The 22,360-nt window shown below is 41.1% G+C and carries 19 protein-coding genes; 14 read left to right on the top strand and 5 right to left on the bottom strand.

Annotated features, from left to right (window positions below):
• Positions 1-10 precede the first annotated feature (10 nt).
• Entirely contained in the window at positions 11-550 is a 540-nt protein-coding gene (locus I6L31_RS04945; RefSeq protein WP_004986956.1) for a DinB family protein, read from the top strand.
• 102 nt (positions 551-652) lie between these two features.
• Here I6L31_RS04945 and I6L31_RS04940 read toward each other — a convergent pair whose 3' ends face one another.
• Positions 653-1,693, bottom strand: a complete 1,041-nt coding sequence (locus tag I6L31_RS04940) for an NAD(P)H-dependent flavin oxidoreductase (protein WP_004986954.1) — start codon at positions 1,691-1,693, stop codon at positions 653-655.
• Between the two features lie 239 nt (positions 1,694-1,932).
• Between I6L31_RS04940 and eat the strand changes: the two genes are divergently transcribed.
• From eat to I6L31_RS04915, 5 genes are all read left to right on the top strand, one after another.
• Positions 1,933-3,381, top strand: coding sequence for an ethanolamine permease (gene eat, locus I6L31_RS04935; protein ID WP_004986951.1), 1,449 nt, complete (start codon positions 1,933-1,935; stop codon positions 3,379-3,381).
• A 10-nt stretch (positions 3,382-3,391) separates the two neighbouring features.
• Entirely contained in the window at positions 3,392-4,777 is a 1,386-nt protein-coding gene (locus tag I6L31_RS04930) for an ethanolamine ammonia-lyase subunit EutB (protein WP_005004961.1), read from the top strand.
• 12 nt (positions 4,778-4,789) lie between these two features.
• Positions 4,790-5,605 (top strand): ethanolamine ammonia-lyase subunit EutC, encoded by an 816-nt coding sequence (eutC, locus tag I6L31_RS04925; RefSeq protein WP_005004960.1) that lies wholly within the window; start codon positions 4,790-4,792, stop codon positions 5,603-5,605.
• Between the two features lie 127 nt (positions 5,606-5,732).
• Positions 5,733-6,992 (top strand): putative DNA modification/repair radical SAM protein, encoded by a 1,260-nt coding sequence (locus I6L31_RS04920; protein ID WP_005004959.1) that lies wholly within the window; start codon positions 5,733-5,735, stop codon positions 6,990-6,992.
• Positions 6,993-7,020: 28 nt separating this feature from the next.
• Complete coding sequence (locus I6L31_RS04915; RefSeq protein ID WP_005004957.1) at positions 7,021-7,800, top strand: TIGR03915 family putative DNA repair protein; 780 nt, start codon at positions 7,021-7,023, stop codon at positions 7,798-7,800.
• A 1-nt stretch (position 7,801) separates the two neighbouring features.
• On the opposite strand, the gene I6L31_RS04910 is transcribed toward I6L31_RS04915, so the two are convergent.
• Together I6L31_RS04910 and I6L31_RS04905 are read right to left on the bottom strand one after the other, a co-directional pair.
• A complete protein-coding gene (locus I6L31_RS04910; RefSeq protein WP_005004954.1) occupies positions 7,802-8,392 on the bottom strand; it encodes a 2-hydroxychromene-2-carboxylate isomerase in 591 nt (196 codons plus the stop codon).
• Positions 8,393-8,429: 37 nt separating this feature from the next.
• The gene (locus tag I6L31_RS04905) at positions 8,430-9,131 is read right to left on the bottom strand and encodes a VIT1/CCC1 transporter family protein (protein WP_005004953.1); all 702 of its coding nucleotides are present in this window, start codon (positions 9,129-9,131) and stop codon (positions 8,430-8,432) included.
• Positions 9,132-9,559: 428 nt separating this feature from the next.
• On the opposite strand from I6L31_RS04905, the gene I6L31_RS04900 reads away from it, so the two are divergent.
• The 4 genes from I6L31_RS04900 to I6L31_RS04885 all read left to right on the top strand — a co-directional run bounded on the left by I6L31_RS04900 (position 9,560) and on the right by I6L31_RS04885 (position 14,953).
• Entirely contained in the window at positions 9,560-9,988 is a 429-nt protein-coding gene (locus tag I6L31_RS04900; RefSeq protein WP_005004952.1) for an organic hydroperoxide resistance protein, read from the top strand.
• A 209-nt stretch (positions 9,989-10,197) separates the two neighbouring features.
• The gene (aspT, locus tag I6L31_RS04895; RefSeq protein WP_035272147.1) at positions 10,198-11,883 is read left to right on the top strand and encodes an aspartate-alanine antiporter; all 1,686 of its coding nucleotides are present in this window, start codon (positions 10,198-10,200) and stop codon (positions 11,881-11,883) included.
• 56 nt (positions 11,884-11,939) lie between these two features.
• Complete coding sequence (locus I6L31_RS04890) at positions 11,940-13,538, top strand: bifunctional aspartate transaminase/aspartate 4-decarboxylase (RefSeq protein ID WP_005004949.1); 1,599 nt, start codon at positions 11,940-11,942, stop codon at positions 13,536-13,538.
• Positions 13,539-13,807: 269 nt separating this feature from the next.
• A complete protein-coding gene (locus I6L31_RS04885) occupies positions 13,808-14,953 on the top strand; it encodes an acyl-CoA dehydrogenase family protein (RefSeq protein WP_005004947.1) in 1,146 nt (381 codons plus the stop codon).
• A 69-nt stretch (positions 14,954-15,022) separates the two neighbouring features.
• On the opposite strand, the gene I6L31_RS04880 is transcribed toward I6L31_RS04885, so the two are convergent.
• Together I6L31_RS04880 and I6L31_RS04875 are read right to left on the bottom strand one after the other, a co-directional pair.
• The gene (locus I6L31_RS04880; protein WP_005004946.1) at positions 15,023-15,541 is read right to left on the bottom strand and encodes a DJ-1/PfpI family protein; all 519 of its coding nucleotides are present in this window, start codon (positions 15,539-15,541) and stop codon (positions 15,023-15,025) included.
• A 137-nt stretch (positions 15,542-15,678) separates the two neighbouring features.
• Positions 15,679-16,578 (bottom strand): alpha/beta hydrolase, encoded by a 900-nt coding sequence (locus tag I6L31_RS04875; RefSeq protein WP_228128608.1) that lies wholly within the window; start codon positions 16,576-16,578, stop codon positions 15,679-15,681.
• 223 nt (positions 16,579-16,801) lie between these two features.
• On the opposite strand from I6L31_RS04875, the gene pheA reads away from it, so the two are divergent.
• The 4 genes from pheA (at position 16,802) to I6L31_RS04855 (ending at position 22,291) form a co-directional block, all read left to right on the top strand.
• Positions 16,802-17,911, top strand: coding sequence for a prephenate dehydratase (gene pheA, locus I6L31_RS04870; protein ID WP_005004942.1), 1,110 nt, complete (start codon positions 16,802-16,804; stop codon positions 17,909-17,911).
• 77 nt (positions 17,912-17,988) lie between these two features.
• Positions 17,989-20,235, top strand: coding sequence for a bifunctional prephenate dehydrogenase/3-phosphoshikimate 1-carboxyvinyltransferase (locus tag I6L31_RS04865; protein ID WP_035272335.1), 2,247 nt, complete (start codon positions 17,989-17,991; stop codon positions 20,233-20,235).
• Between the two features lie 129 nt (positions 20,236-20,364).
• Positions 20,365-20,745, top strand: a complete 381-nt coding sequence (locus I6L31_RS04860) for a hypothetical protein (protein WP_005004935.1) — start codon at positions 20,365-20,367, stop codon at positions 20,743-20,745.
• 82 nt (positions 20,746-20,827) lie between these two features.
• Positions 20,828-22,291: an aminoacyl-histidine dipeptidase gene (locus I6L31_RS04855; protein WP_005004933.1), complete on the top strand. Its 1,464-nt coding sequence runs from the start codon at positions 20,828-20,830 to the stop codon at positions 22,289-22,291.
• Positions 22,292-22,360: the final 69 nt, after the last annotated feature.

Below are 22,360 nucleotides of genomic sequence, written 5' to 3'. Positions count from 1 at the left end.
ATAAGCAGCCATGACGGATATTTATAAAATCAGTAAGGAAAGTCTACTGCTTTTAGCTGAATATAATGTCTGGGCAACGCAGCGATTATTGAATAGCTTGAAGCCATTATCTGATGATGAACTGCATTGTGATGCCGGTTTATTTTTTGGCAGCATTTTGGGAACATTGAATCATCTTTTGGTCGGTGAACATTTACTTTGGTACGCGCGGTTTGCCCAGTCTATTTCTCCCAAAATGACACTGAATGCTATTGTTGAACAGGATCCTGTGCAATTATTTATAGAATTAGAGTCAAGAGCTAAAAACTGGATCACTTTTCTTGAGCAGTTAGATCAAGAAAATTTGAACAGTCAGTTCAGTTATCAAACGGCAAGTGGTGAAGCAAAGTGTTTACCTTATGCAGCGACGTTATTACATGTGTTTAAACATGCGACCCAGCATCGAGGGCAGATTACCGCAGCCTTAACGGGATTGGGTTATGAGTGTCCTGAGCTTGATTTGGTCTATATGCTGGTAGAAAAGCATGCATCATTTTTAGATACTGAATAGATGTCTTTTATCGCTTTTCTTTCATCATTGTTTAGCTCCTCTTTATTTTTCTCCTGAAGTGAGAAGTAAAAAAATTATAAAAGAAATCTGCATCTATTCAGCTTATTCACTCATTTCTAAAATCAATTGATTGATTAAATCTCGTGCTTCCATTTCACGAATTTGTGCGACATTACTGCCTGCCCAAAACGCACCATAGCCAGAATCACCTGCCTGAGTTGCGATAGCATGTAGTTGTTTAGCCAGATCATAAGCATAAGGGTAAGCCGCTACAGTTGGGCGTTGTGGATGGTCAACCTGAGTATGCCAGTGATTAATAATGCCGCGCGCAGGTCGACCAGAAATACTGGATGTGATTTGGGTAAGGGGCTGATTTAAAAGTGCCTGACGATAAGCTGCATTGGCATTTGAAGTTTTACATTGCACAAAAGCGGTGCCGAGTTGAACGGCTTGTGCACCTAAGCTGATGATTTTTTTGGCTTGACGACCATTCATAATCCCGCCTGCCGCAATCACAGGTGTATCACAATGCTGAGTCATCAGTTGTACCAGATCCGCTGTTTTTACAGCACCATCTAGATCGGCATTGAATATTCCACGATGCCCACCCGCTTCGATACCTTGTGCAATAATGATATCAATTCCAGCTGCCTCAATCGCTTTAGCTTCAGCCAGATTAGTTGCAGAAACCAATGTGATGATTCCTGCTTGTTTTAAAGCCTGTATTTGATGAGGATGTGGAATTCCAAAATGAAAACTGACCGCTTTGGGTTGTGTTTCCAATATCAAATTTAAAAAGTCATCATGGTCCAAAAAGCTTGGGTAAATACATTGCAAGGTTCGCGGCGGTTGTACATGAAAACGTTCAAATTCTGGGGTTAAATACTCGATCCAACGTTGAGCTTCCTGCTCATTTAAAATTTGAGGTTGATGGCAAAAGAAATTCACTTGAAATGGCGCATCTGTAAGGGCTTGGGTTTTAAGTATTTGTTCTCTAGCCGAACTGACATTATTTGCTCCAAGACCCAAAGAACCTAAGCCACCACTGTTGGAGACTTCGGCTGCTAGTTCAGGTGTTGATACACCTGCCATCGGAGCTAACAGAATCGGGTGTTTAATTCCAAGCTGCTGTAATATTGACATATTCTTATGATCCAGATGTTTTACTCACCATAGCCTGAATTGTTCAAAAGAAGCAAATCATGTTCAGTATTTTTTTATTAAATGATGAGCTTGATGAATTGCTTCTGATTTTTGTGGATCTAGCCCATATTTTAATGGTGAACTTTGTCACTTTACATGCCTTAGACGTTTAAATTCCAAATATCTGGTATGAATTATGCTTGTTTCTTCTCATAAAAATGAAAAATGAGAGAAAGCTCATGTCAGAAACCAAATCCATTGCAAGTGATATTGCTTCGTCTCAAGATGAACATAAAAGCCATCATGAATATTTTGCCCAAAGGCAGCTAAAACAAGGCGCAGTTGGCTGGATACTTCTGGTTGGACTCGGTGTGGCTTATGTCATTTCTGGGGATTTTGCGGGTTGGAATTTTGGTCTCGCGCAAGGTGGCTGGGGAGGTATGTTTATTGCCACTGTGGTCGTCGCCATCATGTATTTATGTATGTGTCTTGCCATGTCGGAAATGTCAACCATGCTACCTACGGCGGGAGGCGGTTATAGTTTTGCCCGCACAGCCTTTGGGCCATTGGGAGGTTATCTGACAGGGACGGCCATTTTGATTGAATATGCGATTGCACCCGCTGCGATTGCTGTATTTATCGGTGCATATTGCCAGTCCTTATTTGGTATTGGCGGATGGATCGTTTATTTAGTTTGTTATCTGATTTTTATGGGGATTCATTTAAAAGGTGCAGGTGAAGCCCTAAAAATCATGTTTGTCATTACCGCCGTTGCTTGTGTTGCATTGTTTGTCTTTATTATTGCGATGATTCCACATTTTAATAGCGCCAATTTATTTAATATTGCGGTCACAGATCATGCGGGAGCAAGTAATTTTTTACCCATGGGCTATATCGGGATCTGGGCGGCGGTGCCATATGCTATCTGGTTCTTTTTGGCCGTTGAAGGAGTGCCTTTAGCAGCAGAAGAGGCCAAAGATCCAGCGAAATCCTTACCACGCGGTTTGATTGGTTCCATGTTGATTTTAGCTGCTTTTGCCTTGCTTATTTTATTTTTAGGGGCGGGTGCAGCAGGTGCGGATCAATTAAAAGCCTCTGGTGCGCCATTGGTGGATGCGTTGGTAGCTGTTTATGGCAAAAATACATGGTTGGCCAGTTTTGTAAATTTTGTTGGTTTAGCTGGACTCATTGCAAGTTTCTTTTCAATTATTTATGCCTATTCACGACAAATCTTCGCATTGTCTCGTGCAGGTTATTTACCTAAAAAGTTATCGCTGACCAATAAAAATAAAACTCCACATTGGGCGATTATTATTCCTGGCATTATTGGCTTTTTATTATCGTTATCTGGGGAGGGGGATTTACTTATTTTAATGGCTGTTTTTGGTGCAACGCTCTCTTATGTGTTGATGATGTTGTCTTATATCAAACTCAAAATTTCACGTCCAAATTTGCCTCGTCCTTATAAAGCTCCGGGTGGCATTGTGACTGCTTCGATTGCACTAATTTTATCGGCGATTGCAGTCGTGGCAGGCTTTTTAGTGGATCCTAAAGTCTGGTTGATGGCAGCAGCGATTTATGTGGCGTTTATTTTATATTTTATGTTTTATAGTCGGCATCATTTAGTGACAGGTACGCCTGAAGAGGAATTTGCCAATATTAAATCGGCTGAAGAAGATTTGCGCTAGGGGAATTGTCATGTCATTTGAAATCATCGTTGCCCAACAGCGATATGTGTTTAAGGACTTAAAAACATTATTGGCAAAAGCAACACCTGAACGCTCGGGAGATCAACTGGCTGGTGTGGCGGCAAAGGATGCAACGGAACGTGTCGCAGCACAAATGGCTTTAGCCGATTTACCGCTCAAACATTTTTTGAATGAAACGGTGACAGCCTATGAACAGGATGAAATCACGCGTTTAATTATTGATGAACATGATGCTTTGGCATTTTATCCAATTTCGCATTTTACCGTAGGTGATTTTCGAAATTGGTTACTTTCTGCGGATGCCACCACTGAAAAACTGACTGAATTGGCAACTGGACTCACGCCTGAAATGGTCGCTGCGGTGAGTAAGATCATGCGTAACCAAGATTTGATTTTGGTTGCGAAAAAATGTCAGGTCATTACCCAATTTCGAAATACCATCGGTCTGGAGGGACATTTATCCACTCGATTGCAACCGAATCATCCCACCGATGATCTGCTTGGAATCTCGGCCAGTATTCTGGATGGTTTAATGTATGGTAATGGCGATGCGGTGATTGGGATTAACCCTGCCACCGATAATTTACAGAATTTATCTGAGCTGTTGAAATTACTGGATCATGTGATTCAGCATTATGAAATTCCAACACAGTCTTGCGTTTTAACTCATGTCACTTCGGGGATTGAACTGGCAGATCGAGGTGTGCCGATTGATTTAATGTTTCAGTCCATTGCAGGAACGCAACAGGCCAATGATGCCTTTGGTATTTCTCTGTCTGTTTTACAGGAAGGTTATGAGGCGGCATTAAGTTTAAAACGTGGAACTTTGGGGCAAAATGTCATGTACTTTGAAACAGGTCAGGGCAGTGCTTTATCCAGTAATGCCCATTTTGGGGTCGATCAGCAGACCATCGAAGCCCGTGCTTATGCTGTTGCCCGAAAGTTTAAGCCGCTACTGGTCAATACTGTAGTTGGCTTCATTGGGCCTGAATACCTTTATAATGGTAAGCAAATTATCCGAGCAGGTTTGGAAGATCATTTTTGTGGCAAATTATTGGGTGTGCCGATGGGCTGTGATATTTGCTATACCAATCATGCCGATGCTGATCAGGACGATATGGATATTTTACTGACCTTATTAGGTAATGCAGGAATTAATTTTATTATGGGAATTCCTGGTTCAGATGATGTGATGTTGAATTATCAGACCACGTCATTTCATGATGCGCTGTATGTACGTCAATTATTAGGGCTAGAGCCCGCACCTGAGTTTACGGCATGGTTGGAGCAACAAGGCATTTTCAAACAATCGCAGCATCATATTCACTGGGCAGAACAAATGCCTGAGAAATTTTCACGTTTGCTGATGTCTTAAATGGAGGTTGTCGTGAACTTGATGAAAGATACTCAATACCCACAGTCATTACATGAAGATGTCTGGAGCAAGCTTAAAAATTTTACTGATGCACGAATTGCATTGGGACGTGTTGGCTGTAGTGTGCCGACCAAACCTTTGCTTGAATTCCAATTGGCACATGCGCAGGCCAAAGATGCGGTTTTGCAGGCATTGGATATCGAATTATTCAAAAGAAAGTTATCCCATTTAAATCATCAATTACTGTTGATTCAAAGCTGTGCTGTAGATAAAGAAACTTATCTTAAACGACCAGATTTGGGGCGAAGTTTAAGTGAAAATTCACGTCAGGAATTAAAACACTATCAAGCCCAAAATCCCAATAAATATGATGTTGTCATCGTCATGGGAGATGGTTTGTCAGCCCGTGCCATCGATGAGAATGCGCCCGTTTTGATTGAACATCTAATGGCTGAGTTTAAAGCACTGAAATGGTCAGTTGCGCCTTTGATCATCGCACAGGGCAGTCGGGTTGCATTAGGCGATGAAGTCGCCCAGATTTTGAATGCTAAAATGTTAGTGATGCTGATTGGAGAGCGTCCGGGTCTCAGTTCGCCCGATAGTTTAGGGATCTATTATACTTATGATGCTCATCTGGGTTGTCATGATGCGATGCGCAATTGCATTTCAAATGTACGTCCAGCGGGACTTCCCATATTGATTGCAACACAGCGCTTAATTGCTTTAATGAGAAAATCTCTGCAACTGGATTTTTCGGGTGTCAATCTAAAAGATGAACACGAAATGACCGTTGAACATCAGCAGCATGAGGCGCATTTATTATTTTGATATTGAATGTTTAAGACCTATCCGTTACATTTTAAGCGACATCTCATGTCGTTTAAAATGAATACAAATCCCCTCATCAGCGTTGATTTTTTATAATAAACGAATGTGAATTATAAGGTGGATTTTCATGTCTGATCGTATCCGCGAAAAACTACAGATTTTAGCCGATGCTGCCAAATATGATGTATCTTGCTCATCCAGTGGCAGCAATCGGAAAAATAAAGACAAAGGACTGGGCAATACAGGTTCAGGCATTTGTCATTCTTATACCGAAGATGGTCGCTGTGTTTCATTGCTTAAAATTTTATTGAGCAATGTGTGTATTTTTGATTGTGCCTATTGTGTTTCACGCCGCTCCAATGACATTCAACGTGCCGCATTTACCGTGCAGGAAGTTGTGGATTTAACCATTAACTTTTATCGCCGTAATTATATTGAAGGTTTATTTTTAAGTTCAGGGATTTTCAAATCTGCCGACCATACCATGGAGCGGATGTTGCAGGTGGTCAAAAAACTACGTCTGGAAGAAAACTTTAATGGCTATATTCATCTCAAAACTATTCCAGGGGCATCACCAGAGTTGATTACTGAGGCAGGATTATATGCAGACCGGATGAGCATTAATCTGGAAATGCCGACAGAAGCAGGATTAAAACGCTTTGCTCCAGAAAAAACGCATGCAGAAGTGCAAAAGGATTTAGGCATTGTTCGAGATCGCCTGATTCAGTTTAAAGATGAACGCAAACTGATTCGTTCTGTTCCCAAGTTTGTGCCCGCAGGGCAAACCACACAAATTGTGGTCGGAGCAGCCAGTGAAACTGATTATGATGTGATGATGATGGCAGATCAGCATTACAAGGAATTTAAACTAAAACGGGTCTATTATTCAGGTTATATTCCCATCAACGAACAAGAAAAAGCCTTACCTGCCATTGGTTCAGCGCCGCCATTGCTGCGTGAAAATCGTTTGTATCAGTCGGATTGGTTGATGCGTTTTTATGGCTTTGCTGCTGATGAAATTGTTAATCCGCAACATCCTAATCTGGATTTGGATATTGATCCTAAACTGAGTTGGGCGCTGCGCCATCCAGAACAATTTCCCGTTGATTTAAACCAAGCGGATTACAAAATGATTTTACGCGTTCCTGGAATTGGGGTGAAATCAGCGCAAAAAATTGTGCAGGCTCGGCGTTTTGGAGCATTGCGCATTGATCAACTTAAACGGATGGGCGTGGCATATAGTCGGGCGCAGCATTTCATTCGCTGTGTGGATACACCACAGTTTCAACGTGATTTACAGCCACATCAGGTGCGCCAACAAATTTTACAATCAGGGCAGTCCAAATATACCAAGCAAATCTCACCCCAATTAGGGTTTGGTTTTTAATATGCTGATTCTGAGCTAATGGTTAAACATGATCATTTATCAATTTGATGGAAGTTTAACTGGACTATTAAGCTGTGTCTTTCGGGCATTTCAGTTTAAAGAGTTTGAAGTGCAACTGGCATTACAACATCAAGTACAGGATTCGCTTTTTGCAGAAAGTATTGTGGTTGCAAGTCATGAGCAGCAGGCGCAACGAGTCTGGGCAGGCTTGAGTCAAAAACTTTCTTCCGAAGGATTAAAGCGCTTTTATTACACGTTTTTATCTGAACAATTGATTGCGTTTCAGCATTTATTTAATTTTGCGATTTATGTCTTTCAAACGCCATTTTCGGTTGAAAAAAATTATGGTCATGCCGATGTATTGGGGGTATCACAATGGACAAAACAAGTCGGTCGAGAAAAACACCGTATGGAGGCTTTTGTCCGATTTAAGAAAACTCAAGAAGGCTTATTTATTAGTTTGGTGCGTCCAGATTTTAATGTCTTGCCGTTGATTGAAAAACATTTTAAAGCCCGTTATCAGGATCAAAAGTGGTTGATTTATGATGAAAAACGTCATTATGGGATTTATTATGACTTACAACAAACGCATCAGATTGAACTGGATGCCTCGACATTGGATAAAAATATCCACAATGGCTTTAGTCAGGATTTTAGTTTAGAGCTGGATGAAAACGAAAGCTTATATGATCAGCTTTGGAAAGACTATTTTAAAAGCGTCAATATCGATGCGCGTAACAACATCAAACTGCATATTCAATATGTGCCGAAACGCTATTGGCGTTATATGAATGAAAAAAACCTGTAATTTACCCAGTACGTTTTGACCAGTCCAAAGCATCTTTTAAGCGATCATTTCCCCAAAACAGCTCACCATTTACTATAAATGAAGGTGAACCAAAAATATTAAGCTGTTCAGCTTGAATGCCATTTTGTTTTAAAGCTTGTCTGGCTTGTGCTGTCGTGGCAGTATCAAGAATCATTTGACTATCTAACTGCATATTTTCTAATATATTTTCAATGGTTTTAATTTGGCTAATGTCTTTGCCATGTACAAAATTAGCTTGATAAACCTCACAGATAAAATCAAAAATCCAATCTGACTGAGCATATTGACAGCTAATTCGCGCAGCCAAAAGTCCATTTTGTGGAAAAATTTCAGGACGGTTCAATTCAATCTTTAATTTTTCACAAATCCTTTGCATATCACGCCACATATATTGTCCTTTAACAGGATAGACGTTAAAAGGTGAATCATTGAGTCCTTGTTTTTGAAAAATAGTACCTAATAAAAAAGGGTGCAGACTAAATTGATACTCATCTTTTAATTGGCGAATTTGCATGGCGGCTGGATATGAATAAGTGCTTGCAAAATCAAACCAAAATTGAATGCCTGACATGGTTTATTACTCCATAACCTTTAAATGTGAATCAACTTTACATTGGACTGACATGAAATAGCGAGCCGATCCAGCTCGAAAAAGCCATGGCTAAAATTCCCCAAACCGTAATTCTCAAGCTGCCTTTCCATAATGAAGTGCCCGCAAAATAGCTCGACAATGCACCTAATAACATTAAAGAGAAAATGCCAACCCCCAAGACGACTTTGGCGGTATAAGCACTTGGGCTCAATAAAATCGCAAACATTGGAAATAATGCACCGAGTGAAAAAGACAGGGCAGAGGATAATGCCGCTTGAATTGGACGTGCGGCAGTTTGTTCGATGATCCCAATTTCATCACGAGCATGTGCTTCGAGCGCATCTTTTTCAGTGAGTTGAATGGCGACTTCTTTTGCAAGCTCGGGGGATAAACCACGATCAATATAAATTTTAGTCAGCTCCTCAAGCTCTAAATGAGGATGTTTTTCTAGTAAATGGGCTTCAAACTTTAGATCCGCATGTTCAATATCTTTTTGCGACTGAACTGACACATATTCTCCCGCAGCCATCGAGGTTGCCCCTGAAATCAAACCCGCCAAACATGCAATAAACAAAGTGTGCGAACTTGCCCCACTGGCGGCCATGCCCATGACCAAACTGGTTACGGAAATAATGCCATCATTTGCACCTAATACAGCGGCACGAAGCCAGCCCGTACGTTGAATAAAATGCGGTTCAGCATGATGTGAGTAAGACATAAATAGCCTAAGTATCTGATCTTATATTTTGTAAATAAGCATGCTGAATTGACATGAAAAAAGCAAGGAAATCATGGCGTATCTTGTTGACTAAATAAAGTTGGAATCCAAATGTAACTTGAATATAAATAAAATAATGTGAAGATGTGCTTTAAATATTTTAATTTATTTTAGTTATTCTAAATTTAGTTTCAGATTTTAACTTTATAATCAATTATTCATGAAAATCATCATGCTATTATTTTTTTGCATCTGTTATGGCATTTTAATAAATCCCCAAAAATCATTTTTTTTACTTTTAAAAACTTAATTTTACAATAAGGTCGTATTTCGACAACATAAATTAAAAAAAATAGCATCTTTTCGTTTTAGAGTAGATGAGTAGTTTATGAAGATATTAGATTTATAACGATATTAGAGGAAAAATTATGTCGCTTGAAAAAGTAGTCTATCGTGCTCAAGCAAAAGCAACAGGCGGCCGAGATGGTCAAGTGGTTTCTTCAGACGGTGTTTTAAATGTAAAACTGGGTGTACCCAAAGAAATGGGTGGTGCAGGTGGTGCAGTGACCAATCCAGAACAACTTTTTGCTGGCGGCTATTCAGCTTGCTTTTTAGGCGCAATGAAGTTCGTAGCCAATCGGGATAAAATAAAAATTCCTGCCGATGCCTATATCGAAGGTGAAGTGGGTATTGGCCCGATTCCTACAGGTTTTGGTATTGAGGCGAAACTGAATATTCATTTGGAAGGCATGGATCAAGCAGAGGCAAAAAAATTGGTCGATGCGGCGCATATCGTCTGTCCATATTCCAATGCAACCCGCGGTAATATTGACGTAGAGCTTAATATTATTGTCTAGGGATAAGCTGTATTCAGGTTGCAATTAATTAAAAATATAATAGTTGATCTTTTTTTTTATCGACCACCTATAAATAAAACACCGATTTAACAGGTTAAATTCAAATCTTTATTTCTCTCATGATAAAAGCATCCCAATCAAGATTGGGATGCTTTAAATACAAAATCAACAGCTCTTAAACTTAATAATAAAGAAAGTGAGAGGTTAAAATAATGGAATGGCTACAAAGCGTATTAAAACATAGTCCAGAGATACTCTTATTCCTATCTCTCGCTATAGGATTCTGGATTGGTAAATTCCAGATGGGAAAATTCCAGCTCGGTGGCGTAGCAGGCTCTTTATTGGTTGCAGTGGTATTGAGCCTGATTGGTGTGTCTGTGGATAATGGTGTCAAATCAATTCTGTTTGCATTATTTATCTATGCCGTGGGTTTTGAAAGTGGCCCGCAATTTTTCAAGTCACTCGGTTTGGAATCTATCAAGGAAATATTACTGGCAGGATTCATGGCCATCTGCGGATTGATTACCGTCCTGATCATGGCAAAAATTTTCCATCTAGATAAAGGTCTTGCGGCAGGTCTTGCGGCAGGTGGTATGACTCAGTCTGCGATTATTGGTACAGCAGGCGATGCATTATCTCGGCTAGATTTACCTGTCGATGAAATCTCAAGGTTACAGGCCAATGTCGCGATTGGTTATGCCGTCACTTATATCTTTGGCTCATTAGGTGCGATTATTGTTTGTTCGAATATCTTGCCGAAGTTCATGGGTCGTGAGATTCGGGATGATGCGATCAAAGCACAATCTGAACTGCTCAAAGGTGCGATTGAATTAGCACCAGGTCAGGAAATGGCAATGCCTGAGATTGTAGGGCGGATCTATAAAGTCCAACAAGCCGCAGGAAAATCGATCGGGTCTTTGGAAGCAGAGGCAGGCAGCATTACGATTGAAAAACTCAAACGTAAAGATCAACTGATCGATGCGAGTGCAGACACCATACTTCAGGCTGATGATGTGGTTCTTGTGGTGGGTCGTCGTCCTGCGGTAGTCGCGATGTCAGCTCAGATTGGTTCAGAACTTCAATCCTCAACTGGAATGGAAATGGTGATGGATACCACGGATGTGATTTTAAAGCATTCCAAGTATATCAATCGTACCCTTGCAGATCTAAAAGCCAATACCCCGCCATATCTAAAACATGGCATTTATATTATTTCGATTAAACGTAATGGTGAAAAAATCGCCCTGACGGATGATGTGGTTTTTCAGCGCGGTGATATTGTCACGGTCTATGGTACCCAAAGTGACCTTGCGCGTGTCATTAAAGAAGGTGGTCAAGCATTACCAGAAAGCCTGAAAACAGATTGGGTTTTCCACGGAGCAGGTATCGCGGTGGGTCTAATCATTGGATTAATCGTGGTTCGTGTTGGAGGTATTCCATTAACGCTTGGTGCAGGTGGCGGTGCATTACTTTCAGGTTTGGTGTTTGGGTGGTTACGTAGTCGAAATGAGTTACATGGCAATATGCCACTTGCAGCTTCTCAGCTTCTTCGCGATTTAGGTTTGGCGGGTTTTGTGGCTGCGGTTGGATTGCAGTCTGGTTTACAAGCGATCCAAACCATTAAGGAAAGCGGGTTGTCTTTATTTTTAATCGGTGTTGTGGTCACCATTGTCCCGCTGATCTTAACCATGTTATTTGGGCGTTATGTCCTTAAATATAACAATGTCGCAGTTTTTGCGGGTGCGCTTTCAGGTGCGCGTAGTGCCAATCCTGCGTTCGGTGAGGTCTTGGATAAAGCTGGAAATTCAATTCCAACGGTTCCATTTGCTATTACTTATGCGTTGGCAAATGTATTTTTGACCTTACTTGGCCCCGTGATCGTTGGTTTAGCTTGATCGCGTTACCCACAAAAAATTTTAAATGATTTACAAAAATTAAGGAGTTTTTCCTCATGGCAAAAGTTGATTATTCTAAATATGCAAAACTCAGCCCATTTGAATTAAAAGACGAATTGATCGCTTTGGCACAAAGTAAAACTGATCGCATTATGCTCAATGCTGGTCGTGGTAATCCTAACTTTCTTGCGACTATTCCACGCCGTGCTTTTTTCCAGTTGGGTTTGTTTTCAGCGACTGAATCGGAATTTTCATTTTCCTATATGCCAGAAGGTTTGGGTGGTTTTCCACGACCAGTCGGTTTACAGCAACGCTTTGATCATTTTGTCCTTGAAAACCGTGACAAACCCGGCGTGGTTTTTTTGGGTAAGGCTGTTTCTTATGTGCGTGATCAGCTTGGTTTGGATTCAGATAAGTTCTTGCTAGAAATGGTAGAAGGCATTTTAGGCTGTAACTATCCAGTGCCTGATCGTATGTTGCGTATCAGTGAGTCCATTGTTAAGGAATATATCCTACGTGAAATGGGCGTAAAAGGCATGCCAAAAGAGTCTTTAGATCTTTTTGCAGTGGAGGGTGGAACTGCGGCAATGGCCTATATTTTTAACTCTTTAAAGGAAAATAAGCTGATTGATTATGGTGATAAAATCGCCATTGGTGTGCCTGTTTTTACACCGTATCTCGAGATTCCTGAGTTAAATGATTATCAGCTTGAAGAAGTACTGATTCATGCCGATCCTAATTTGGGATGGCAATACCCTGAATCTGAGCTGCGTAAGCTGGAAGACCCTGCGATCAAAGCCTTTTTCTTGGTCAATCCAAGTAATCCACCTTCCGTCAAAATGAGCGATGAAGGTTTGGCGATTTTGGCAGATATTGTAAAAAAACGTCCAGATTTAATTCTTTTGACCGATGATGTATATGGCACATTTGCAGATGACTTTAAATCACTGTTTGCCATTTGTCCTGAAAATACCATTCTGGTGTATTCATATTCCAAATATTTTGGGGCGACAGGCTGGCGTTTAGGCGTGATTGCAACAGCAAAAGAAAACATTCTGGATAAAAAAATTGCGGCTTTATCTAAAAAAGACAAAGCAGACTTGGAAAAACGCTATGGCTCGTTGACCACAGATCCTGCGGGTATCAAATTTATTGATCGCCTGGTCGCAGACAGCCGTAATGTTGCTTTAAATCATACTGCCGGCCTATCTACACCTCAGCAGGTTCAAATGGTATTGTTTTCATTATTCAATATGATGGATTCACGTCAGGATTATAAAAAAGCAGTTAAATCGGTGGTGCGTGAACGCGATGCTGCTTTGTATCGCCAATTGGGTGTTAATGTTCCACAAGATCCAAATGCGGTGGATTACTATACCTTAGTCAATCTGGAAAATACTTCGCGTCAACTCTACGGAGATGATTTTGCAGATTGGGTCATGAAAACTAAAAATCCGACCGAATTGCTTTTCCGTGTAGCGGATGAAACAGGTGTGGTGTTATTGCCGGGTTCTGGTTTTGGGGTACAGCATCCATCTGCTCGCGCTTCGTTGGCCAATCTAAATGAATACCAATATGCTGCGATTGGTGATTCATTACGACGTTTTGCTGAAGAGTCTTATCAGGAATATCAAAAAACCCGCAAGAAAAAATAATTGCCTATAAACCCATAATCCCCGATAGATGAGAAGATATCGGGGATTTTTTATTGATTTCATTTTGATTTTTCTTCATTTTTTTATTTCATTGCTTAAGATAATAAAGGTTGTAATTTGCTGGATATTTCACAAATCAAGTCTATTTTTAGCGAACATCTGACTGTAAAGTTCTCAACTGTAGAACAATAGTCGATGATTTTTAGTGTAAAAATTATTAGCATCTTGAAGTTTAACGATAGAACAACAACATCGAAAAGGAAGTAAAAATGCTAGCTTATGATGCTGATCTGGAATTATTTCGCGATAATTTTAAACGTTATATGAATGAGCAGATTGCTCCGCATTATGATCAATGGGAACGTGAAGGTATCATGCCACGTTCAGTATGGTCATCGCTGGGTGAAAATGGTTTTTTATGTGTCGATGTACCTGAAGCTTATGGTGGCTATGGCGTACCTACACACTACTCTTTAATGTTGGTTGAAGAATCTGCCCGTGCAGGTTACGGAGCTTTATCAACAGCAATTTCATGTCATTCAGAAATTGCTGCGCCTTATATTCTGCACATTGCCAATGAAGAACAAAAGCAATATTGGCTGCCTAAAATGGTGAGTGGTGAAGTGGTTGGTGCGATTGGTATGACGGAACCAGGAGCTGGTTCTGATTTACAAGCGATGCGTACCAGTGCGATTTTGCAAGATGATCATTATATTCTCAATGGTTCTAAAACGTTTATCTCAAACGGTCAACATGCAGACTTGGTTGTACTTGCAGTCAAAACAGATCCGCAGGCACGTGCTAAAGGCGTATCTCTGTTACTCGTCGATACTCATCTGGACGGTTTTAAAAAAGGCACGAATCTCGATAAAATCGGGCTGCACTCACAGGATACCTCTGAACTTTTCTTTGACAATGTCAACGTTCCAAAAGATCAGTTATTAGGGCAGCCTGGACAAGGTTTTGCTTATCTGATGCAGGAATTACCACGTGAACGAACTGCCATTGCAGCTACAGCTTTAGGTGCAATTCGTGGTGCGATTGATGTCACCATCAAATATGTTAAAGAGCGTCAGGCTTTTGGTCAGCCCATTGCAAATTTTCAAAATACGCGTTTTGTTTTGGCTCAGGCAAAAATTGATGAATTGGCAACGGCTGCTTTTTATAATCAAAACCTTGCCTTATATCAACAATCAAAACTTGATGTCGACACTGCGGCTGCACTGAAAAGCTTTAGTACCGATATGCAAATGAAAGTTGCTGACAATTTACTTCAGTTGTTTGGTGGTTATGGTTATATGACCGAATATCCAATTTCGCGTTTCTTTGTCGATGCACGTATTCAGCGAATTTACGGTGGAACCAATGAAATTATGAAAGAAATTGTCGCACGTGGGATGATTGGGAAGTCGTAAAATACCCAATAAGATCATTAAAAATGGGAGATCATTGATCTCCCATTTTTTTGTATTTTATTTAGACATTTACAAACGTAACACTTTTAAGGTTTCATCGACAAATTTTGGAAATAAATCTGCACTGCGCGATGAAATATATAAATTATTGTCATTCACCACATCTTGATCCAGACAAACCGCCCCTGCATTTTCTAGCTCATCTAAAATGGTTTGCATCGCGCAAATTCGTCGACCTTTGACCACACCTGCATGCATCAATAACTGCGGCGCATAACAACAAATAAAGATGGGTTTTTGTAAATTGGCAAATCGACGTACAAAATACACAAAGCGCTCATCGTTTCTTAATGCTTCAGGAGATTCACCGCCTGGAATCAGTAGAGCATCGAAATGATGAACATCACTATCATCAATGCCTAAATCAATAGTCGTCGATGTTTTACGTTGAATGCCATAAACAATATTGCCTTCCTGATGCTCGATATTAATCACACTATGGCCTGCGGCACGATAGGCGTGTACAGTTTCACAGTATTCGAGATCCTCAAAATCATGAGTGACTAAAGTGGCAATGGTTTTTGACATTTTTATTCTCCCTTTTCAGGAAGGTTTTTATAGGAACTTAATACAATACGGCTTGAATCAAAAAACAACATTGACGCTTTGTAGTGAAAGCGTCATCAATTGTAATTCTCTAATGAAAGTGATTGATTCATCAGGATTTAATTGTCGTTAAATAATTTTTCACAGTTTGCAGTGGTGTTACAAGCGGCAAATAAAATCGCTTTCGGCAAACTGGCATACATGTTGGTAATGTGTTGTTCAGCAGGATGATTAAAATGCCAATATTTAAGCTGATCTGATTTTAAGGTATTAAAATCTTCAAAAAAATTGCCGTTGTCAGGTTGATTTCCACGTGGTGGTCGGCCGCGTCCTTCCGCCGTACCAACAGTGGTCATGACCAAAATAGGTGATTTAAACTCGGTTTTATTATGTTTGAATTGCTGTAACTGCTTTGCTAAAACATTTTGATCAAACCATAAAGAGGGGCTTGCCGCAACATAACGGTTGAAACTTTGCGGATGTTTAAAAAACGTATCCAGTGTAAATAAGCCGCCAAATGAATGACCGAATAAGGTTTGTTGCTGGGTATTAATTTGAATACTGTGTTGAATACGTGGTTTTAATTCATTTTGAATAAATTTGAGGAAATTATCTGCACCACCATATTGATATCTTTCATCTTTTTGTGGCGTATCTTTTGGAAGCGGCGTGTAATCGAGTGCGCGTTGTTGGCCTGAAAATTGAGTTTCGCTTGGATAGCCAATCGTGACAATCACAACCGGATCAAGCCCCATTTTCTCCGAACCGCCGCCAATCGATTGCGCAATGCTGCTGGCACTGTTAAACACCGCATTACCATCGAGCAGATATAATACAGGGTAGCCTGTTTTCGGGGCAGGGCTATACGGAATATACACCTGAATAAAATAGGTGTTGGGCGTATATTTCGATGTCATCTCGAACTGTTGAATCGTTCCTTTACGCTGTAAATCCAGACGCGGGCCTTGCGTCTGTTTGGTTTGGGATGGGTTGAGAGTGTTGTCCTGTGCATAAGACACTGAGCTGAATCCGAAAACCGAGAGGGTGAGTAAGGTACAAACGAGAGGCTTGAGTATCATAGAACTTTAAATGAGATTGATTCTTAATAATGGTATTAAAGCATAAAAAAGAAAGATGTGAACTGAAAATCAGGATTTTATCGAGTTGACTGTTCTTGATGCTATAGCAAACATGACAAGTCTTGATATACTGTCGCAAACCATTTGCAGAGGCTGCATTCCAATGATCCATGATGATCAGAACTCGTCAACTTCTCTCGATTTACAACAAATTCGCAATGATATTGATTCTGTAGATCAACAGATTCAAGAACTCATTAATCGTCGTGCAAGTCTGGCTGAAGCGGTGGCTAAAGCAAAATTTGCAGCCGAAGAAAATCCGTTGTTTTATCGACCAGAACGCGAAGCACAAGTTCTGCGCAAAGTCATGGAGCGCAATAAAGGCCCATTGTCTGATACCACGATGGCACGTTTATTTCGTGAGATTATGTCGGCTTGTCTGGCATTGGAAGCGCCGCAAAGTATTGCATTTTTAGGCCCAGAAGGGACATTTACCCAATCTGCGGTACTCAAACATTTTGGTAAAGATGCGATTGTGCGTCCATTGCCGACGATTGATGAAGTGTTTCGTGAAGTAGAAGCAGGTAGCGCGCATTATGGCGTGGTTCCTGTTGAAAACTCGTCTGAAGGGATTGTCAATCACACACTGGATTGTTTTAAAACCTCACAGTTGAATGTGATTGGTGAAGTGGAACTGCGTATTCATCATCAGTTTTTAGTGTCTGAAAATACGCGCAAAGACAGCATCAAGCAGATTTATGCGCATCAGCAAACATTGGCGCAGTGCCGTCAATGGCTAGATGCACACTATCCAGGTGTTGAGCGTGTAGCATTAAACTCAAATGCAGAAGCGGCGCGTCGTATTCGTAACGAATGGCACTCAGCTGCGATTGCTTCTGACCTTGCCGCATCACTTTATAATCTTGAAATCTTGCATAGCAATATCGAAGACAACCCAGAAAATACCACACGTTTCTTAGTCATCGGTCGTGAAAAAATTCCACAAAGTGGCAATGATAAAACCTCGCTTTTGATTTCTGCGCATGATCGTGCAGGTGCTTTACTGGATATTTTAGCGCCGTTTGCAAAACATGGCATCAGTTTGACCAGTATTGAAACACGTCCAGCTTTGCCTGAAAAATGGGCTTATGTGTTCTTTATCGATTTAGAAGGACATATTGATCAGGAAAATGTCACAGCAGCGTTGAATGATATCCGACCAACTGTCAAAGAGTTACGTGTACTCGGTTCTTATCCAGCAGCTGTATTGTAGTTCTGTCTTGATTTTTTCATGATACAGAGATGACATTGTCCTTTTAAATATTGCTTACGGATTTAGATATACACATGATGCCAGAACCTTTGTTTCATAAAGTCGTATTTATTGGACTCGGCCTGATTGGTTCGAGTCTGGCACGAGTGATACAGACTGAACATTTAGCAAAAACAGTGGTTGCTTCGACCCGTTCGCAAAAAACACTGGATGATGCCAAAGCCTTAGGTTTAATTGATGTCGGTTATCAAAATCCAATCGAGGCCGTGCAAGACGCAGACTTGGTTATATTGGCTTTGCCTGTCCGTGCGACACAAAAGATTTTGCAGCAAATTAAACCCTATTTAACTGAAAATACGATTTTAACCGATGTAGGAAGCACCAAAGGCAATGTGGTCGCTGCTGCCCAAGCCGTGTATGGGCAAGATTTGCCCGTAGGTTTTGTGCCAGGCCATCCAATTGCCGGAAGCGAGCATACGGGTGTGCATGCAGGGAAAGTCGATTTATTTGCTAATCATAAAGTGATTTTAACGCCACTTCCAAGTAGCGCAGATTGGGCGGTTGAAAAATTAATTGAATTGTGGTCTGCGGCTAAAGCCGAAGTGATTTGCATGGATGTGGAAAAGCATGATGAAGTGCTGGCACATACCAGTCATTTACCACACTTAATGGCGTTTAATCTGGTTGAGCAACTGGCCAATCGCGAAGACAATCTGGACATTTTTCGTTATGCGGCGGGTGGTTTTCGGGATTTCTCACGGATTGCAGCCAGTGACCCTCAAATGTGGCATGACATCTTTTTTGCCAATAAAATTGCGATACTCAAGGCTGTTGATGGTTTTGAACAGCAACTTGCTCAATTACGACAACTGATTGAAAGTGAAGACTCACATGCACTGATGGGGCTGCTTGGACATGCTCAGGCTGCGCGTCAACATTTTAATCATATGTTAGCTCAGAAACCCTTCATGGAGAAAAATAAGGTGACACAGCAATTTAGTATTCTACCGGGAAAAAAATCATTTCAAGGTAAATTTACCGTTCCGGGTGACAAATCTGTGTCACATCGCTCCATCATGTTTGGTGCGATTGCGGAAGGTACCACCCATGTTACAGGATTTCTGGAAGGCGAAGATGCATTAGCCACTTTGCAGGCTTTTCGAGATATGGGTGTCAGCATTGAAGGGCCTAAAAATGGTGAAGTGACTATTCATGGTGTAGGGATGCAGGGCCTGAAAGCTCCTGCGGGTGCATTATATATGGGGAACTCGGGCACCAGTATGCGGTTACTTTCGGGCATGCTTTCTGCACAAAAGTTTGATTCGGTGATGACGGGTGATGCATCACTCTCTAAACGTCCGATGGAACGTATCGCGAAGCCACTTCGTTTAATGGGTGCTCAAATTCAGACGACGGGTGAAAAAGGAACACCACCTGTCAGCATTACGGGCAGCCAAGCATTAAAAGGCATTCACTACGATTTGCCGATGGCATCTGCACAAGTCAAATCAGGTATTTTATTGGCAGGTCTATGGGCTGAGGGAGAAACTTCAGTGACTGAACCTGAACCTACCCGTGACCATACCGAGCGTATGCTTCGTGCTTTTGGCTATGAAGTGAAAACTGAAGGAAACAAAATTTCACTCATTGGCGGTGGTAAATTAACGGGGACGGATATCCAAGTTCCTTCTGATATTTCTTCTGCGGCATTCTTTATGGTGGGTGCTGCGATTACGGAAGGTTCAGATGTTATCCTTGAAGCAGTCGGGATTAATCCTACCCGTACCGGTGTGATTGAGATTTTAAAACAGATGGGTGCTGACCTGACTGTGGAAAATGAACGTATCGCAGGCGGCGAACCCATTGCAGACATTCATATTAAGGGCACACGGACACTAAAAGGTATTCATATGCCTGAAGACCAAGTGCCACTTGCGATTGATGAATTTCCAGCCCTATTCATTGCGGCAGCTTGTGCAGAAGGTCAAACGATTTTAACAGGGGCGGCTGAGCTTCGTGTTAAAGAATCTGATCGTATTCAAGTGATGGCGGATGGTCTTAAGATTATGGGGATCGATTGCACGCCAACAGATGACGGCATCATCATTCAAGGCAAAGGAAAATCAGGTGATTGGTCTGCAATTTTCACAGGTGGTGAAATTGAGTCACATCATGATCATCGTATTGCCATGAGTTTTAGTATGGCTGGTTTACGCACTTCTGAAGAAATTAAAATTGTGGGTACTGAAACGGTCGCAACAAGTTTTCCTACTTTTACCGAGTTGGCAAATCGTGCGGGTTTAACCATTCAGGTCAGCCAATAATTTAGCAGCTAGATTGCGCTATACTGGTTAACATAATAGTGACACAGCGGTCGAGTTTCGGCTTGGCTGCTGTTTGTTTATTGCTTTATGCTAAATGGCAGTGATAACTATAAATGCAGGGTGCGCAACATGAGAAAACTACAGTTTATTGCGAATTGTCCTCATCACTATGAAGGTCATGAGCTGAATGAATGCCGTATTACGCAGGAATATGTGGCTGCACTTTTATTTAAACAACTAGGTGAGTATGGCTTTGATGCCCAGCATATTACCCATGAACATCAAAAAGTTGAAGTGAATATTGAAAATCATCAGCTTCCTTTATCTGTAACCTGTACTCAAAAAAATGATGATGGGCAATTGATGTGTGAAATCACGGCCTATCCCAAAGAAGAACAAGACTGGTTTGAAAAAATAGAAACTCAGAGTGTGATCCGCCAGTTGGCACAGGCTGTTGAAAATAGTTTGAAATCAGATCAGACCTTTACTGCATTTGAGTGGAAAAACTAACACAACAATTATCAGTATCTCTGGAAGTTGTTGCGGTGTATATTTTTAAATATCTAAAGCCGTTGTCCAGAGTTCAATTTACATGTCTCAAGTCGATTTTTCCCAACTTGCTCCAAATTTGGTCTGGAAACATTTTCAGACCTTATGTACAATTCCGCGTCCCTCAAAAAAAGAACAAAAACTACGTGATCATCTGCAAGCTTGGGCTGAACAATTAGGCTTGGAAACCTATGTGGATCAAGTCGGTAATCTGATGATTCGTAAAGCTGCGAGCCAAGGCAAAGAACACGTGACAGGTGTGGTTTTACAGGGTCATCTGGATATGGTGACGCAGGCCAATTCGGGCACGATTCATAATTTTGGTCAAGACCCGATACGACCTATATTGGAAGATGGTTGGTTGGTTGCCAAAGATACGACATTGGGGGCTGATAATGGCATTGGTGTAGCTCTGGCGTTAGCGGTACTGGAATCCGATGATATTTCTCATGGCCTAATTGAGGTTTTACTCACTGTAGATGAAGAAGCGGGCATGAGTGGCGCGAGATTACTTGAGAGTGGTGTTCTTAAAAGTAAGTGGCTATTTAATATCGATACCGAAGAATGGGGCGAGCTTTACTTGGGTTGTGCGGGTAGTCAGGATGTTGAGGTTCATCAAAAGCTAAGCTATATCGCGGCTCCTCGATCTGGATTAAAAACGGTTGAAATCTCAGTTACTGGATTGAAAGGTGGACATTCTGGCGTAGATATTCATTTAGGGCGTGGTAATGCCAATGTCATCCTGTCAAAATTTTTGCATCAGTATTTATTTGAGTTGGAGGCTTATCTGGTTGAATTTAGCGGCGGTAGTGCGCGTAATGCAATTCCGCGTGAAGCCACAGCTTTGATTCTGATTGATGAAAGCCGAATAGAGACGCTACAAAAATATGTCAAAAACTATGAGAATCAATGTCTACAAAAATTAAGAGGGATTGATGATCGCTTAAAAATTAATGTTGAACTTAAAGAGCAAACAGTCACACAAGCGATTCATCCTCAACAACAAACCTCGTGGTTAAGTGCCTTGGCGACTTGTCCTTATGGGGTGGCAAAAATGAGTGATGTTTTAGACAATGTGGTTGAAACTTCGAACAATATTGGCGTGGTTCAACTCAATCAACAACAAGCCAAAGCTTTGATTATGGTTCGTTCAATGGTTAATCGTGAAGCTGAACGTTTTGCTCAGGAGATTGCAGCACATTTTAATAAAGCTGGTATTGCATCCGAGTTTACACCGCTGGTTTCAGGTTGGACACCTAACCCAGATTCTGCGGCATTAAAATGTCTACAACAGGCTTATCAGACGGCTTTTAATATTGAACCGCATTTAAAAGTGATACATGCTGGTTTGGAGTGCGGCATTATTGCTGAGCATTATCCTGATTTGCAGATGGTCTCATTTGGGCCTGATATTCAAGGTGCGCATGCACCGGGAGAGCGGGTGAAAGTGGATACGGTCGAAAAATGCTGGAAGTTATTGGTAACCGCATTGGAAAGCGTGAAATAAAAAGAGTGAATACGGCTCAAAATCAATGTCATTACTTTGATCCAGAGCCGATACCTTCATCAAGTGTTT

It is taken from the genome of Acinetobacter septicus (genome assembly GCF_019355975.1).
Lineage (GTDB): Bacteria > Pseudomonadota > Gammaproteobacteria > Pseudomonadales > Moraxellaceae > Acinetobacter > Acinetobacter ursingii.
The sequence above is the reverse complement of the archived record's forward strand: the minus strand, read 5'-3'. Positions and strand labels throughout refer to the sequence as shown.

What these genes read in the sequence shown, in the direction of transcription:
- I6L31_RS04945 (WP_004986956.1), top strand. Translation starts at nt 11, where the DNA reads ATGACGGATATTTATAAAATCAGTAAGGAAAGTCTACTGCTTTTAGCT.
- I6L31_RS04940 (WP_004986954.1), bottom strand. Translation starts at nt 1,693, where the DNA reads ATGTCAATATTACAGCAGCTTGGAATTAAACACCCGATTCTGTTAGCT.
- eat (WP_004986951.1), top strand. Translation starts at nt 1,933, where the DNA reads ATGTCAGAAACCAAATCCATTGCAAGTGATATTGCTTCGTCTCAAGAT.
- I6L31_RS04930 (WP_005004961.1), top strand. Translation starts at nt 3,392, where the DNA reads ATGTCATTTGAAATCATCGTTGCCCAACAGCGATATGTGTTTAAGGAC.
- I6L31_RS04920 (WP_005004959.1), top strand. Translation starts at nt 5,733, where the DNA reads ATGTCTGATCGTATCCGCGAAAAACTACAGATTTTAGCCGATGCTGCC.
- I6L31_RS04915 (WP_005004957.1), top strand. Translation starts at nt 7,021, where the DNA reads ATGATCATTTATCAATTTGATGGAAGTTTAACTGGACTATTAAGCTGT.
- I6L31_RS04910 (WP_005004954.1), bottom strand. Translation starts at nt 8,392, where the DNA reads ATGTCAGGCATTCAATTTTGGTTTGATTTTGCAAGCACTTATTCATAT.
- I6L31_RS04905 (WP_005004953.1), bottom strand. Translation starts at nt 9,131, where the DNA reads ATGTCTTACTCACATCATGCTGAACCGCATTTTATTCAACGTACGGGC.
- I6L31_RS04900 (WP_005004952.1), top strand. Translation starts at nt 9,560, where the DNA reads ATGTCGCTTGAAAAAGTAGTCTATCGTGCTCAAGCAAAAGCAACAGGC.
- I6L31_RS04890 (WP_005004949.1), top strand. Translation starts at nt 11,940, where the DNA reads ATGGCAAAAGTTGATTATTCTAAATATGCAAAACTCAGCCCATTTGAA.
- I6L31_RS04885 (WP_005004947.1), top strand. Translation starts at nt 13,808, where the DNA reads ATGCTAGCTTATGATGCTGATCTGGAATTATTTCGCGATAATTTTAAA.
- I6L31_RS04880 (WP_005004946.1), bottom strand. Translation starts at nt 15,541, where the DNA reads ATGTCAAAAACCATTGCCACTTTAGTCACTCATGATTTTGAGGATCTC.
- pheA (WP_005004942.1), top strand. Translation starts at nt 16,802, where the DNA reads ATGATCCATGATGATCAGAACTCGTCAACTTCTCTCGATTTACAACAA.
- I6L31_RS04865 (WP_035272335.1), top strand. Translation starts at nt 17,989, where the DNA reads ATGCCAGAACCTTTGTTTCATAAAGTCGTATTTATTGGACTCGGCCTG.
- I6L31_RS04860 (WP_005004935.1), top strand. Translation starts at nt 20,365, where the DNA reads ATGAGAAAACTACAGTTTATTGCGAATTGTCCTCATCACTATGAAGGT.
- I6L31_RS04855 (WP_005004933.1), top strand. Translation starts at nt 20,828, where the DNA reads ATGTCTCAAGTCGATTTTTCCCAACTTGCTCCAAATTTGGTCTGGAAA.